Raw genomic sequence first — 15630 nt, 5'->3', positions numbered from 1 at the left:
AATTCCGGCCCGGCGAGACGGGTCGCCATCGGGGTGAGCCATGCAGCATCAGTTTCTCAAGGCACGTTCGGCGCGTCTGGTTCGCGGTTCGGCTTCGCTGGCGGCGCTCGCCGTGGCGATCAGCCTCGCGCCGTCGATGGCGCATGCCCAGCGGATCACCCAGGGCGGCGGCAGGGGCGCCTGGATCACCGGCCAAACCATTGGACAGGGCGGCATCGCCGGCGGCGGCGGCGGCGCCAGCAGGGGCACCGGTGGTTCGGCGGCGCAGACCCCGGATGGCACGGCGTCAGCAGGCGGCATCAGCTCGGGCGGGGCCGCGGGCGGCCAGCCCGGCACACCCAACGATATCGCGGCTGGCGGCGGGGGCACGGGCGGCAGTAGCGCCGGGGCGACGGGCGGCGATGGCGGCGCCGGCAATCTGGTCACGGCCACCGGCAACTTCGCCTTCTCGATCGACTATGTGGGCGGTGACGGCGGCATCGGCGCCGGTTCCGGCTCCGGCGCTTCGGCTGGTGGCGGTGGCGCTGGGCTCGTGCTGACCGGCACCAATGTCCAGGTCACGACCCAGGGGTATGACGTGACTGGCGGCAATGGCGGTCGCGGTTCGGGCCAGGGCAGCGGCGGCGGCGGCGGTGCAGCTTTGGTGTTGCTCAATGGCGGCAGCGTCACGGTCGCTGGCGGCGCCGGCGGTGCATTCAGCACGATCACCGGCGGCATCGGGCAGGAATATGGCGGCTCGGGTGCCGGTATATTCCTCTACAACGGCGGCACGCTGACGATCCGGAACGGCAACAAGGTGACGGGCGGCGAAGGCGGCACCTTCACCGCCGACGGTGGCACTGGCGGTGGCGGCGTGCTCAGCAATCTCGGCACGGTGGTCAACGAAGGCGCGATCGCCGGCGGCGAAGGCGGCTATGGCTATTCTCGTGGCGGACGCGCCGGGGACGGCGTGCAGGCCTGGGGTGGCACCATCGAGAACCGCGCGACGGGTACCATCGTCGGCGGCCGCGGCGGCTACAACAACAGCAGCATCGGCAGCAACTATACCGGGAACGGTGGAGCGGGCGTGCGCCTCCTCGATGGCCAGGCCGCCACGCTGACCAATGCCGGCGAGATCAATGGCGGCGCGGGTGGCCCACGCTATGCGTTCGGCACCGGGGTCGGCGCCGGCGGTATGGGCGTGGTGGGCGCCGCGGGTGGCGGCTCCACGATCATCAATTCGGGGATCATCCGGGGCGGTGTGAACGCATCGTCGCAGCGCAATCTCGCGATCGGCCTGTACGGCAGCAACAACCGGCTCGAGCTGCGGGCGGGCTCCTATATGGACGGGGGCGTCGTGGTTGCGCCAGGCGGCACCAACAATGTGTTCGCGCTCGGCGGTAGCACCGATGACAGCTTCGACGTCTCGCAGATCGGCGAGCCCGTCATCTTCATCTACTACAAGGGCTTCGACACCTTCGAGAAATCGGGGACGAGCACCTGGACGCTGACCGGCACCGGCAATCAGGACTGGCGGATCGCCGGCGGCAATCTGGCCGGCGACACCAACAGTCTGGGCGGCAACCTGACCTTCACCTCCGCCCCGCTCACCAGCGTCGTGGCGTTCAACCAGAATTTCGACGGCAGCTATGCCGGCACGATCTCCGGCACCGGCACCATGCTCAAGATGGGCAGCGGCACGGTCACCCTGAACGGCAGCTCCTCGGTCGACTGGGCGATCAACCAGGGCGGCGTGATCGCCGATGCGGGCGGTTTCACCGGCAATGCCAAGATCCTGGCCGGCGCATCGCTGACCTTCAACCAGGCGGGCAACGCCAGCTATGCCGGCACGCTGCTGGACGCAGGCGACCTGCACAAGACCGGCAGCGGACGGCTGACGCTGACCGGCGATTCGTCCTTGTTCACCGGCACGACCTTTGTCGATGCCGGTACGCTGGTGGTGAACGGCCGGCTCGGCGCACTCGGCTCAAGCGTCACCGTGGCGTCCGGCGCCACGGTTGGCGGCTCCGGCACCATCGGCCGCACGACCGTGCAGAGCGGCGGCCATCTCGCCCCGGGCAACTCGATCGGCACGCTCAACGTCGTCGGTGGCCTCACCGTCGCGGCGGGTGGCAATCTCGATTTCGAGCTGGGCCAGCCCGACAATAACGGGCCCACCTTCAGCATCAGCGACCGGATCATCGTCTCGGGTGGCGACCTCGCGCTCGACGGCACGATCAACCTGAGCCAGAGCGGCGACCCGGCCGATGGCGCGGCAGGGATCGGCTATTACCGGCTGATCAGCTATTACGGCGCGCTCACCAGCAACACCGCGGTGCTCGGCACCACGCCTGGGCTCAGCAACGTCAATTACGAGCTGCGGTTCTATGGCGGCGCGGTGGACCTGTTCATCAGCCCGTCGCTGATCGTCGGCGACGATACGCTGCAGCACTGGCAGGGCGGCGACGGTAGCTGGGATGCCGTGACCACCCAGTGGCTCAACCAGGGCGGCACTGCCCCGGCGAGCTGGGCGGGCAATTATGCCGTGTTCAAGGATGACAATGGCTATGCCGGCGGCACGATCACCGTCGCGGGCGCGCAGTCGTTCCTTGGCCTCCAGTTCGTCGACAATGGCTATGTCCTGCAGGGCAGCGGCCAGCTGGTCACCGATCCGGCCGGCAGCGAGATCCGCGTGCTCGCCGACAGCGCCGAGATCGCCAGCCAGATCACCGGCCCCGGCGGCATCGTCAAGACCGAGGCGGGGACGCTGATCCTTACCGGCACCAACAGCTATTCGGGCACCACCATCCAGGCCGGCACGCTGCAGATCGGCAATGGTGGGACGACCGGCTCGATCACCAACAACGTCGTCAACAACGGCACGCTCGCCTTTGCCCGGTCCGACGAGACCAGCTTTGACGGCATCATCTCCGGCACCGGTGCCGTGCGGGTCCTGAGCGGCGACGTCACCCTCACCGGCGACAGCAGCTATTCGGGCGGCACCGGCATCGCCACGGGCGCGACGCTGCGGATCGGCAGCGGCACCAGCGGCTCGATCGGCGGCGACGTCGCCAATGACGGCACGCTCGCCTTCACGCGCTCCGATGCCACCAGCTTCGGCGGCACCATCTCCGGTGCGGGCGCCGTGCAGTTCCTGAGCGGCAGCGTCACGCTCACCGCCAACAATGGCTATACCGGCGGTACCGGCATCGCCAACGGCGCAACCCTGCAGCTGGGTCGCGGCAGCACGACGGGTTCGATCACCGGCAATGTCGCCAATGCCGGCACGCTCGCCTTCGGACGCTCGGACGAGATCGGCTTCGGCGGCGTCATCTCCGGCACCGGCGCGGTGCGCATCCTCAGCGGCGGCGTCGCGCTTACCGCCGACAATGGCTATACCGGCGGCACCAGCATCGCCAACGGCGCGATCCTGCAGATCGGCAATGGCGGGACGACCGGCTCGATCGTCGGTACCGTGGCCAATGACGGCACGCTCGCCTTCGCCCGTTCCGACGCCGGCAGCCTGGGGGGCAGGATCACCGGCTCCGGCGCGGTGCAGGTCCTGAGCGGCAGCCTCACGCTCACCGCCGACAACAGCTATACCGGCGGCACCGGCATCGCCACCGGCGCCACCCTGCAGCTGGGCAGTGGCGGCACCACCGGCTCGATCACCGGCAATGTCGCCAACAGCGGCACGCTCGCCTTCGCCCGTTCCAGCTCCAACAACTTTGCCGGCACGATCACGGGCTCCGGCGCGGTGCGCATCCTGACCGGCAGCGTCACGTTCATCTCGGACAGCAGCTATACCGGCGGCACCAGCATCGCCGCGGGCGCCACCTTGCAGCTCGGCGATGCCGGCACCACCGGCGGGATCACCGGCAATGTCGCCAACGCCGGCACGCTGGCCTTCAACCGCGCGAACAATCTCGTCTTCGCCGGCGTGCTCAGCGGTGCCGGCAGCATCCGCCAGGCGGGCTCGGGCAAGACCGAGCTGACCGGCGATTCGAGCGGCTATACGGGTACGACCAGCGTCGCGGCCGGCACGCTGGCGGTGAACGGCAAGCTTGGCGGCACGCTGACCGTGCTGGCCGCTGGCCGTCTGCAGGGCACCGGCACCGTAGGCAACACCATCGTCTCCGGCACCATCGCGCCGGGCAACTCGATCGGTACGCTGAACGTCGCCGGGAACATCGTGTTCAACACCGGCTCGACCTATGAGGTCGAAGCCGATGCCGCGGGCCTGGCCGACCGCATCGTCGCCACGGGCACCGCCACGCTCAATGGCGGCACCGTGTCGGTGCTGGCCGGCGCCGGCAACTACCGGCCGGAGACCAGCTATCTGATCCTCCACGCCGATGGCGGCATCGCGGGCACCGGCCGGTTTGGCGGCGTCACCTCGAACCTCGCCTTCCTCGATCCCTCGCTCAGCTATGACGGTAACAACGTCTATCTGCGGCTGCGGCGCAACGACATCAGCTTTGCCAGTGTCGGTGCCACGCCGAACCAGGTCGCGACCGGTACCGCGACCCAGGGCCTGGGCTGGAACAGCCCGGTCTTCGCGGCGGTGGCCAATCTTTCGGCCGAGCAGGCACGTGCCGCGTTCGACCAGCTTTCCGGCGAAATCCATGCCTCGGCACGCACCGCGATGATCGAAGACAGCCGCTTCCTGCGCGATGCGGCCACCGATCGCCTGCGCACGGCGGACGCCGGCTTCGCCATCTGGGGCAATGGCTTCGGCTCCTGGGGCCATTGGGCAGGCGACGGCAACGCCGCCCGCCTCAATCGTTCGGTCAACGGCTTCGTGCTCGGCGCCGACGCCCCGGTCCTCGGCAAGGCGCGGCTTGGCCTGGTCGGCAGCTATGACCGTGCCAGCTTCGACACGCGGGCTCATGGTTCGTCCGGCACGCGCGACAGCTACGGGATCGGCATCTATGGCGGCGCGGACCTGGGCGCGGCAGCCGTGCGGATCGGCGTGTCCCATGGCTGGCACAAGCTCGACACGACGCGCCTGGTCGCGTTCCCGGGCTTCACCGACAGCCTCAAGGGCGAGCAGGATGCCCGCACCACCCAGGTCTTCGGGGAGCTCGCCTATCGCATCGCGCTGGGCGCCACGCGCGTCGAGCCCTTCGCCGATTTTGCCCATGTCTGGCTGAACACCGACGGCGCCACCGAAAAGGGCGGGGCGTCCGCGCTCCGGATCGCCTCGGGGGAAAGCGGCACCAGCTTCACCACGCTGGGCCTGCGCGCTGCGCCGTCCGTCTCGCTGGGCAGTGCGAAGTTCACCGCCCGCGGCGCGCTTGGCTGGCGCCATGCGTTCGGCGACGTGACGCCGCTATCGGCGATGCAGTTCGCGAGCGGTGGCGACAGCTTCCGGATCGCCGGCACCCCGATCGCGCGCAATGCCGCCGCGCTCGATGCCGGGATCGATGTCGCACTGACGTCAAGGGCAACGCTCGGCATCGCCTATGGCGGCCAGTTCGGTTCGAGCGCTTCCGACCAGTCGGTGCGCGCCAGCTTCAGGCTGAGGCTTTGAAGGCGTGCGGCTGATGTTGGGGGCTCAGCCGCACGGAATCGCGTAAGGCCGGCAAGCCATTGTGGCTGCGATCGAAAGGAAAGGGGCTGCCGCGCCGCGGCGGCCTCACGGCCCGCTGCGCCCGTTTGCAGCCTCTTGGTGCCAATGGCGCGCTGCTTCGCCTCCCAACCACTTTAGAAATGCAGATAGTATTTGATGGCGGGAGAGGGGGCTGAAAATCGGATGTTCAGCTCGCGTTTATGCGAGCACATTCGGTTCTGAAGCCTTCAAGAACACTCTCCGCCTTCTCGGCAAATGCCACGAGGGCGTCATACGCGGGAAGGTTCAAGAGGGGTGCGCTGCCACGGAAAAATACTCCATAGGAAACCTGCGGATGATCGCTCAGGATCGCGTCACGTGCGCGAAAGACCTCAACCTCTTTCTTTACTGGATCCCAGACTGGACGATTGATGTATAGAAATGGTCGATCGTATCCGAAGTCAACGCGATCGAATTTCACCGTACCTACCTGCACCCGCGGCTCAAATCCAACCGAGTGCTTCGAATTTGCAAGTTTAGCAACTTCGCGGACGATAGTATCTCCGCCGGAGTACCCGGCGCCTGATGGATATGGTTCCTGACGTCTAATCTCGTTCCAAAGCGATTTGGGGATTGTCGGCGTTGGTCGGGTTCCGGCCAGTCTGTGATTCAAATCCGCGCCAGGATTGTCCGCCCAAGGATAGTTGGCTTTCCGGGGTTCGTTGATAGCTTGGCACGCCGCGAACATTGCTTGGTCGAATGAGTTTCGGAGATTGTTCAGCGCTTCGGTCCACCGACGTTCAATGCCGTCGGGAAAGTCCTTCAGTTGCACAACCTTGTAGATGTATGTTCCAGGATCACTGCTCTCAACGATTTGACGGGCAAAGCTACCTTCATCTTTCCCAAATTCTAGAAGCTCCGCCAGCCCTTCATCGATGGCTCGCTTCGCCCATTCAATGCTCTTTCTAGCGGGCTGGAAAGTATCAGGCATGGGGATGGCGCTACGATAGCAGTGCGATTACGATCGAGATCGCCGACAGAGCCGCGGAGGCCATCGCGATCAGGTTAGCTCGCCGGGCGAGCGCGGATCCGCGTCTGGAGACTTCCGCGTCGAGCATCGATTTGAATCCGGTGCTGGTTGGCCCGGAATTGTCGTGCAGCATGACGGATAGATACTCGTGACTTACGCTCTGAAGCAGACGAGCTTCCTGAAATGGGTTCGTCTTTGCGTTCGACGCGTCGCGCCAGCGGATATCGCCCTTGGTGGGTTTGTAATTGCGCATGCCAAATCCCCAATTTGGGGAAACTTGCCCGCGAATCTGATCTGATGCAAATTAGGTAACGGCTGTAGGCTATCGGACTCGTTGGCGGTGGATTGGCGTCCATTGTCGGCTTTTGCCTTGGCAGGGCCGTTCTCTACCCACGACGAATTCCGGAAAGCTGCTGCATGATGCGAACTCGCACCTAGCTTCGGCACTTAAGTGTCAGATTTTATCAAGGGAATGGTGGACGCACTAGGGCTCGAACCTAGGACCCGCTGATTAAGAGTCAGCTGCTCTACCAACTGAGCTATGCGTCCATTCCGGGTTGTTTCGGCGCCCTTGGTGAGTGCGCCTCCGCAGTGGAGGTGGGCCTTTAGCTGCGAGGTTCGCGGCTTGTAAACCCCCTATTTTGAAAAAATCACCAACGCTGCGTGCGGCGGCTGTTGCGGTCGATCGAAAGCAGGATTCCGAAGCAGATCATGAAGGTCATCACGGCGGTGCCGCCGAAGCTGATCAGCGGCAGCGGCACGCCCACCACCGGTGCCAGGCCCATCACCATCGCCATGTTGATCGCGCAGTAGAAGAAGATCGTCGCGGCAAGGCCGGAGGCGGTCAGCCGGGCGAAGCGGCTCTGCGCGCGCATGCTCACGCCGATCGCCCAGCGGATCAGGATGCTGAAGCCGATGATCAGGAAGAAGCCGCCCATCAGGCCCCATTCCTCCATCATCGTCGCCAGTGCGAAGTCGGTATGCCCCTCGGGCAGATAGTCGAGATGGCTCTGCGTACCCTGCAGGAAGCCCTTGCCGAACACGCCGCCCGAACCGATCGCCACCTTGGACTGGCTGATATGATAGCCGGTGCCCAGCGGGTCGCTTTCGGGGTTGAGGAAGATCAGCACGCGGTTGCGCTGATAGTCGTGCAGCACGAAGTTCACCGCGAAGGGGATCGCCAGCGCCAGCGCCAGCGCGCCGCCGATGAACAGGCGCAGTGGCAGGCCGGCCAGGAACATCACCGCGACGCCGCCGAAGCTGATCGCCAGCGCGGTGCCGAGGTCGGGCTGCAGCATCACCAGCGCCGCCGGAATGCCGATCAGCACGCAGCCGGGCCAGAGCGCGCCGAACTTGCGGATCTCGCCGGCGGGCAGGATCTCGTAGAAGCGCGCCATCGCCATGATGATCACCGGCTTCATCAGCTCGGACGGCTGCAATCGTATGAAGCCCAGGTCGAGCCATCGCTGGCTGCCGCCGGCGACGGCGCCGAGCAGCTCCACGCCCACCAGCATCAGCACGACGACGATGTACATGGGGAAGGCGCCCAGCGCCCAGAAGGTCTCCGGCACGCGCGACATGCCGATCGCCATGGCGAGGAACACGAAGAAGCGCAGCCCCTGGTTGAACGCCCAGGGCGTCATGCTGCCGCTCGCCGCCGAATAGAGCACGACCAGCCCGAACATGCCGATCGCCACCACCAGGCCGATGATCCGCCACGGAAGCTGGGCAAGCGGGCCGGGGACGATGCCCGAGGGGCCGAGGCCCGAGGATTGGAGCGTGGACATCAGTCTGCCTCCACGCTGCCGCGTTCGGCCGCGCTGCTGTCGATGGTGTTGCTGGTCGTGGCGTTGGCCGCTTCGGAGGCGACGGTGCTCGCTGCCTCCGCCGCGTCCTCGGGTGCCTCGGGGGGCGGGGCGCTCTGCGCCGCCTTGAAGGATGCGGACTGGGCCGCCATCCGGGTGCGATAGTCGCCGCCCCAGGTCGGCTCCTCGGCGTGCAGCGAGTCCATCGCGCGCTTCCGGTCGAACAGGAAGGTCATGATGTCGCGGCCGATCTGCGGCGTGTCGAGGTTGCGGATCGTGTGGCCGTTATGCTCAAGCACGATGCCCGCGGCATATTTCGGATTGTCGGCCGGCGCGAAGCAGACGAGCAGCGCGTGGTCGCGCAGCTTGAACGGCAGCGAGGCGTTCTTGAGCACGCCCGAGCGGCGCTCGGCCATGGTGATGCGGCGCACCTGGGCGGTGCCGGTCTTGCCCGCCAGCGAGATGCCGGGGACTAGCATGCGCGCCGCGCCACCGGTGCCGCCGCCGTTGATCACGCCGAACATCGCGTCGCGGATGATCGCCAGCTGCTCCGGCGTGGCGGCAAGGGGAGGGGCCTCGATGCGCGGGGCATCGGCGATCAGCCTCGGGATCAGCTCGCGGCCCGAGGCGAGCCGGCTCGCCATCACCGCCAGCTGCAGCGGATTGGCCAGCACATAGCCCTGGCCGATCGATGCGTTGAGCGAATCGGCGACGGTCCATTGCTGCTTGTAGCGCTTCAGCTTCCAGGCGCTGTCCGGCACCGTGCCGAAGCGCTGGGTGGAGAAGGGCAGGTCGAACTTCTGGCCTAGCCCCATGGCGCGGGCCATCGGCGCCACCGCGTCATAACCCACGCGGCGCACCATTTCGTAGAAATAGATGTCGCAGCTCTGCATGATCGCATGCTTGAGGTCGAGCGGGCCATGGCCGCCGCGCTTGTGGCAGTGGAACACGCCATTGCCGACGCGCATCGCGCCCGAGCAGACGACGCGGGCATTGGGATCGACCCCGGCATGCATCAGCGCCAGGCCGTTCATCGGCTTCACGGTGGAGCCCGGCGGATAGAGACCCTGCAGCACCTTGTTCATCAAGGGGACGTGGTCGTCCTCGCTCAGCATCTTCCATTCGTTGCGGCTGATGCCGTCGGAGAAGCTGTTGGGGTCGTAGGCCGGCATCGAGACCATGGCGAGGATGTCGCCATTGCTCACGTCGATCACCACCGCCGAGCCCGAATTGGTGCCCAGCCGCCGCGCGACATATTCCTGGAGCAGCGCGTCGATGGTCAGCTTCACCGTCTCGCCGGGCTGGTCCGGGCGGGTGGCGAGCTCCTTGACCAGCCGTCCGTGCGCGGTGACTTCGACGCGCTTGGCGCCCGGCGTGCCGCGCAGGCGGTCCTCGAGCACCTTCTCCAGCCCGTCCTTGCCCAGCTTGAAGCCGGGGGCGACGAGCAGCGGGTCCTTTTCCTTCTTGTATTGCTCGGCCGAGGCGGTGCCGACATAGCCGACCAGATGCGCGACGCCCGCTGCCAGCGGATAGTTGCGCGAGAAGCCGCGGGTGGGCTGCACGCCCGGCATCTCGGGCACGCGCACGCTCACCGCGGCGAAATGCTCCCAGTCGAGCTTGTCGGAGACCTGCACCGGCTGGAAACCCGACGCGCGCTTCAGGTCGGTGCGGATGCGCGCCATCTCCTCCTCGCCGAGGCTCAGGATCTGCTGGAGCATGCCCAGCGTCTTTTCCTTGTCCTCCATCCGGTCGGGGATCATGTCGACGCGGAACGCGGTGCGGTTGTTGGCGATCGGGATGCCGTTGCGGTCGACGATCCACCCGCGGCGCGGCGGGGTGAGCGTCAGGCGCACGCGGTTGCTCTCGGCGGTCAGCCGGTAGCGCTCGTTCTCGAACACGGCGAGCCAGGTCATCCGCCCGGCCAGCACCAGCGCGGCCGTGCCCTGAAGCCCGCCGAGCACCAGCGCGCGGCGGGAGAAACTATAAGCCTGCGCTGCTTCGGTGATCCGGGCCATTATTGTCGCTTCTTATCCCGATCGAGCCATGCGCAGAACCGGGCAATCACTGGAAAAAGTGCCGCCGAGACGACGATCTGGAGCAGCAGCGCGGTATCGACATGCGCGCTGAACGGCGTCGCCAGCAGCCGCCCGCCGATCAGCACCAGCCCGATCGCCGCCGAGGCGATCAGCCAGTCCTGCCAGAAATCGCGCCACACCAGCCGCGTGTCGAGCACGTCGACCATCAGGATCGCCAGCGTCCACAGCACCATCGCGCTGCCCAGCGGCTGGCCGCTCAGCATGTCGTCGACAAAGCCCAGCGGCACCGGCATCCACACCTTCATCGCATCGCCGCGCACCAGCCGCCAGCCGAGCAGCATCATCAGCCCGAACGGCGGCAGGAACGGCACGGTCGCGATGATCGGCAGCAGCACCGTCATCGATCCCAGCACCACCGAGAGCGGCGCCAGCCAGACGCTGCGCGGGATCTTCTCGCTGCGGCCGAGAGGAATATAGTCGGTCACCGCTATTTCTTCTGCGCCGCCGGCTTCGCGCTGGGCGAGGCGCTCGGCGTAGGCGTAGGCTCGGGCAGGAAGGTCTGCTGGACCAGCGCGAAGTCGAGCGCGTCCGGATTGGCCGAGGGCGCCGCCACCGCGATGTCGCGCGCGGTGCGGATCACCCGCGCCACCGGGATGTTCGGCGGGAAGATGCCGCCGGTGCCCGAGGTGACGAAGCTATCGCCCGGCTGGAAGATCATCGTCGCCACGCTGGCCGAGCGAATGTCGAGCAGTCCGTCGCCGCGGCCCGTGGCGATGCCGGGCAGGCCGTCGCGGGTGCGGCGCACCGGCACGATGCTCTCCGAATCGACGATGAGCAGCACGCGCGCGGTGTTCGGGCTGGTTTCCACCACCTGGCCGATCAGCCCGTCGGGCTGGCGCACGGGCTGGCCCGACTTCACGCCCTGCCAGCCGCCCGCGTTGAGCGTGGCATAGCGGCGGGTGCTGCCGATCGAGCTCGCCACCAGCCGCGCCACCGCCACCGCATCGGTGGAGACGTCGCGCAGCTTGAGCATCTCGCGCAGGTGGCGATTCTCCTGGTTGAGCGTGCGCGCGCGATCGACCAGCAGCGCGTCATCCGCCATCTGCTTCTTCAGCCGCGCGTTCTCGCCGCGCACGTTCCAGTAGCTGGAGACGCCGCCGGGCACCCCGGCCACGCTGGTGCGCACCCAGGTGAGGCCACTGGCGACGGGCGTGGTGATCTCCGAGAAGAAGCCGCGCACCGCCGCGAAGGCCGGCGGGTTGAACGTCGAGAGCAGCAGCAAGGCCACGCCGATCAGCATGCCGCCGACCGCGCCCACATAGCCGAGGAAGAGCCCGTATTGCGCCCGCCGCGAAAAACCCGGGCGCCGGTTGCGTGGCGGCGCCATCTCCCCTTATCCTCGCTTAGACTTGGATGAGCACGCCGCGGAACACCGGATCCTCGAGCGCGCGGCCCGTGCCCAGCGCGACGCAGGTCAGCGGGTCTTCGGCGATCGTCACGGGCAGGCCGGTCTCGTCGCGCAGCACTTCGTCGATGCCCTGCAGCAGCGCGCCGCCGCCGGTGAGCACGATGCCCTGGTCGACGATGTCGGCGGCCAGTTCCGGTGCCGTGTTCTCGAGCGCGATGCGCACGCCTTCGACGATCGTGCCGACGGGCTCGGACAGTGCTTCGGCGATCTGGCCCTGGTTGATCTGGATTTCCTTGGGCACGCCGTTGACCAGGTCGCGACCCTTGATGTGGATCGTCTGGCCGATGCCGTCCGCCGGCGGCTTGGCGATGCCGACTTCCTGCTTGATGCGCTCGGCCGTGGCTTCGCCGATCAGCAGGTTATGGTTGCGGCGCACGTACGAGACGATCGCTTCGTCCATCTTGTCGCCGCCGACGCGGACCGAGGTGGAATAGGCGAGGCCGCGCAGCGAGAGCACGGCGACTTCGGTGGTGCCGCCGCCGATATCGACGACCATCGAGCCGATCGGCTCGGTCACCGGCATGTCGGCGCCGATCGCCGCCGCCATCGGCTCCTCGATCAGCCACACCTGCGAGGCGCCGGCGTTCGAGGCGGCGTCACGGATCGCGCGGCGCTCGACCGAGGTCGAACCCGACGGCACGCAGATCACGATCTGCGGCCAGCGCATGAAGCGCCGCTGGCCATGCACCTTGCGGATGAAGTGCTTGATCATTTCCTCGGCGATGTCGATGTCGGCGATCACGCCGTCGCGCAGCGGGCGGATCGCCTCGATGCTGCCCGGGGTCTTGCCCATCATCAGCTTGGCGTCGTCACCGACCGCCTTCACGCGCTTGACGCCGTTCAGCGTCTCGACCGCCACCACCGACGGCTCGTTGAGGACGACGCCGCGGCCGCGCAGATACACGACGGTGTTCGCGGTGCCGAGGTCGATCGCCATGTCGTGGGACATGAAATTGAACAAGCGGGGAAATGCCATCTATGGTTCCGTCCTGCGGCGCGGGCGCCCGCCGCGCAGCTCTTCAAAAAAATCTAGTCCGGCCCCTTCCGGGACGGACTGAAGAATCCGGCCTGGTGCGGTGCGGTTGGGGTCGCGGGATGCCGTCGCTTGGGCTAGAGCAACGACCATGTCAATACGCCGTCTACCCGAACATCTTGTCAACCGGATTGCTGCAGGCGAAGTGGTCGAACGCCCCGCCAGCGCGCTGAAAGAACTGGTCGAAAACGCCATCGACGCCGGGGCGACCCGGATCGCCGTCAAGCTATCCGGTGGCGGCACCGATCTGATCGAAGTCACCGACGACGGATGCGGCATGTCGCCGCCCGAAATGGCGCTCGCGCTGGAGCGGCACGCCACCTCCAAGCTGCCCGATGACGAGATCGATCAGGTCACGACGTTGGGTTTCCGGGGCGAGGCGTTGCCCTCGATCGCCAGCGTCGCGCGCATGTCGCTCGAAAGCCGGGTGCGCGGCGCCGAGGGGTGGCACCGGATCGTCGATAATGGCGAAGTCGTCTCCGAAGGCCCCGCCGCACTGCCGCCGGGCACCCGGATCCGAGTCGAGAGCCTGTTCGCCCGCGTGCCCGCCCGCCGCAAGTTCCTGCGCTCGCCGCGCGCCGAATATGCCGCCAGCCTCGATGTGATGAAGCGGCTGGCGATGGCGCGGCCCGATATCGCCTTCTCGGTCGAGCATGACGGGCGCAAGGCGTTCCATGTCCAGGGCAATGAGAGCGGCCCCGAGCGCGTCGCCGGCCTGACCGACCGGGCGCTGGCGGAGAACAGCGTCGCGGTGGATTTCGAGCGCGAAGGGCTGGTGCTGGGCGGCGTCGCCGGCCTGCCGACCTTCAATCGCGGCGTCGCCGATCACCAATATCTCTTCGTCAACGGCCGCCCGGTGAAGGATCGCCTGCTGATCGGCGCCCTGCGCGGCGCCTATGCCGAGATGCTGGCGCGCGACCGGCATCCGGTGGTCGCGCTGTTCCTCGACGTCCCGCCCGACCAGGTCGACGTCAACGTCCACCCCGCCAAGACCGAGGTTCGCTTCCGCGATCCGGCACTGGTGCGCGGGATGATCGTCTCGGGCCTGCGCCGTGCGCTCGACGAGGCCGGCCACCGCAGCGTCCAGCGCCCGAGCGAAGCGGCGCTGGGGATGTGGACCAGCGAGGCTCCTGCTAGCCCCTCCCCCTCGGGGGAGGGGTTGGGGTGGGGCAGTGCCGTCTCACCGAGCCCGGCTCTGGATTTGTGGACAGGCCCCACCCCAAACCCCTCCCCTGAAGGGGAGGGGCTTAGATATGGCTATGTCTCCGACCGCCGCCCCAGCTTCAGCGCTCCGCCGCCGCTCGCTCGCGCCGAGCCGGCCATCGCGCCGGTGCCGCAAAGCGTCCAGCATCCGCTCGGCGTCGCGCGTGGCCAGGTCGCCAAGACCTATATCGTCGCCGAAGCCGAGGACGGCCTGGTCCTGGTCGACCAGCACGCCGCGCACGAACGCCTCGTCCTCGAGCGGATGCGCCGGGCGATGTCCGAAGGCGGTGTCGCCAGCCAGGGCCTGCTCGTCCCCGAAGTCGTCGAACTCGACGAACCCGGCTGCGACCGGCTCGAGGCCCGCGCCGGCGAGCTCTCCGACTTCGGCCTCGACATCGAGCGCTTCGGCCCGCACGCCGTGCTGGTCCGCGCCGTCCCTGCCGCGCTCGGCAAGGGCGATGTCCACGCCTTGGTCACCGATCTCGCCGACGAGCTGGCCAGCTTCGATGAAGCGCTCAGCCTCAAGGAAAAGCTCGACCATGTCGCCGCGACCATGGCCTGCCACGGCTCGGTGCGGGCAGGGCGGGTGCTCTCGGTCGCCGAGATGAACGCGCTGCTCCGCGAGATGGAAGTCACCCCGCATTCGGGCCAGTGCAACCACGGCCGCCCGACCTGGGTGAAGCTGGCGCATGGGGATATCGAGAAGCTGTTCGGGCGGAAGTGATGCGGCCGGGCTTCAACCCAGCGCGCCGGAACCGCAACATCGGCACGGCCAGCCAGGGCCATGGGCAGGACAACCGCATGGTCGTGCCCAATCCGGGGCGCCTGATCTCACCGATCGAGCGGATCGGTGCGCATGTCGCGGCCCAGTGGCGCGTCGGATCGGGGGAAATCCGCTTCGTTGTCGAGGAGTTGCGGGCGAACTGGCTGCATCCTTGTACGATCGGCGATGTGATCCGCCTGCTTGAGCGTATCCCGCAGTCCGATTGGGCGGGTATCAGGACGATCGTCTTCCGCCAGCCTAGCCGGAAGCAGAGCCTTCTGAATCCGAGCTGGGGCCGGCTCTTCTACTTCGGAGAGATCGTCACGGCCCGCGGCAGGGTGGTCGCGGACGGCCCTATGCTCCTGCTCGACGCCATCGAGCAGGGCCATCACTTCACTTGGCCAACCGGGCTGGCGCTGGATGACCAGGCCGAGCTGGCTCGTCTCGAGGCGGACGGCCATGGCGTCGAACGGTCGGGCAATCGCTATATCATTCGCGTCACGCCGGAGTCGGCAAGAGCCACCCAGCTCTATCGCACGGTGCCGCACGAGGTCGGGCATTGGTTCGACTGGCTGGAAAAGGTGGAGACGCCGGCGGCACAGGGCGAGGATTTCTCGATGCTGCGGGATCGCTATTTCGCTCGTCCGCGGGGCGAGCGCGAGGCATTCGCCCATCGCTATGCCGATGGCGTGCATGCCTCGCTCACCGCGACTGGTGCAATTCCCTTCGAGCCGCAGAATTGGGCGGCTCCGGATTGATTGC

The 15630-nt window shown here is 67.3% G+C and carries 10 protein-coding genes and 1 tRNA gene; 3 read left to right on the top strand and 8 right to left on the bottom strand.

Features of this window, described 5'->3' with window-relative positions; genetic code table 11:
• Nucleotides 1-40: 40 nt before the first annotated feature.
• Nucleotides 41-5512, top strand: a complete 5472-nt coding sequence (locus HNP52_RS11350) for an autotransporter domain-containing protein (protein WP_184166901.1) — start codon at nucleotides 41-43, stop codon at nucleotides 5510-5512.
• Between the two features lie 226 nt (nucleotides 5513-5738).
• Here the strand turns inward: HNP52_RS11350 and HNP52_RS11345 are convergent, their stop codons facing one another.
• From HNP52_RS11345 to HNP52_RS11310, 8 genes are all read right to left on the bottom strand, one after another.
• Nucleotides 5739-6521: a hypothetical protein gene (locus tag HNP52_RS11345; protein WP_184166900.1), complete on the bottom strand. Its 783-nt coding sequence runs from the start codon at nucleotides 6519-6521 to the stop codon at nucleotides 5739-5741.
• Nucleotides 6522-6531: 10 nt separating this feature from the next.
• Entirely contained in the window at nucleotides 6532-6813 is a 282-nt protein-coding gene (locus HNP52_RS11340; protein ID WP_184166899.1) for a hypothetical protein, read from the bottom strand.
• Nucleotides 6814-7033: 220 nt separating this feature from the next.
• A tRNA-Lys gene (locus tag HNP52_RS11335) sits at nucleotides 7034-7109 on the bottom strand.
• A 101-nt stretch (nucleotides 7110-7210) separates the two neighbouring features.
• Nucleotides 7211-8347 carry a rod shape-determining protein RodA gene (gene rodA, locus HNP52_RS11330; protein WP_184166898.1) on the bottom strand — a complete coding sequence of 379 codons (1137 nt, stop codon included), beginning with the start codon at nucleotides 8345-8347 and terminating at the stop codon, nucleotides 7211-7213.
• Entirely contained in the window at nucleotides 8347-10380 is a 2034-nt protein-coding gene (mrdA, locus tag HNP52_RS11325; protein ID WP_184166897.1) for a penicillin-binding protein 2, read from the bottom strand. The genes rodA and mrdA overlap by 1 nt, the downstream gene beginning before the upstream one ends.
• Nucleotides 10380-10886 carry a rod shape-determining protein MreD gene (gene mreD, locus HNP52_RS11320; RefSeq protein WP_311768446.1) on the bottom strand — a complete coding sequence of 169 codons (507 nt, stop codon included), beginning with the start codon at nucleotides 10884-10886 and terminating at the stop codon, nucleotides 10380-10382. The genes mrdA and mreD overlap by 1 nt, the downstream gene beginning before the upstream one ends.
• Nucleotides 10887-10888: 2 nt before the next feature.
• Nucleotides 10889-11788: a rod shape-determining protein MreC gene (gene mreC / locus HNP52_RS11315; RefSeq protein ID WP_184166896.1), complete on the bottom strand. Its 900-nt coding sequence runs from the start codon at nucleotides 11786-11788 to the stop codon at nucleotides 10889-10891.
• A gap of 16 nt (nucleotides 11789-11804) precedes the next feature.
• Entirely contained in the window at nucleotides 11805-12845 is a 1041-nt protein-coding gene (locus HNP52_RS11310) for a rod shape-determining protein (protein WP_116840784.1), read from the bottom strand.
• Between the two features lie 148 nt (nucleotides 12846-12993).
• On the opposite strand from HNP52_RS11310, the gene mutL reads away from it, so the two are divergent.
• Both mutL and HNP52_RS11300 read left to right on the top strand, forming a co-directional pair.
• On the top strand, nucleotides 12994-14829 hold the full coding sequence (gene mutL / locus HNP52_RS11305) for a DNA mismatch repair endonuclease MutL (protein ID WP_184166895.1): 1836 nt from the start codon (nucleotides 12994-12996) through the stop codon (nucleotides 14827-14829).
• Nucleotides 14829-15626 (top strand): hypothetical protein, encoded by a 798-nt coding sequence (locus HNP52_RS11300; RefSeq protein ID WP_184166893.1) that lies wholly within the window; start codon nucleotides 14829-14831, stop codon nucleotides 15624-15626. Before mutL ends, HNP52_RS11300 begins: the two co-directional genes overlap by 1 nt.
• Nucleotides 15627-15630: the final 4 nt, after the last annotated feature.

This window comes from Sphingomonas kyeonggiensis, from assembly GCF_014204495.1.
Taxonomy (GTDB): Bacteria; Pseudomonadota; Alphaproteobacteria; order Sphingomonadales; family Sphingomonadaceae; genus Sphingomonas; species Sphingomonas kyeonggiensis_A.
The sequence above is the reverse complement of the archived record's forward strand: the minus strand, read 5'-3'. Positions and strand labels throughout refer to the sequence as shown.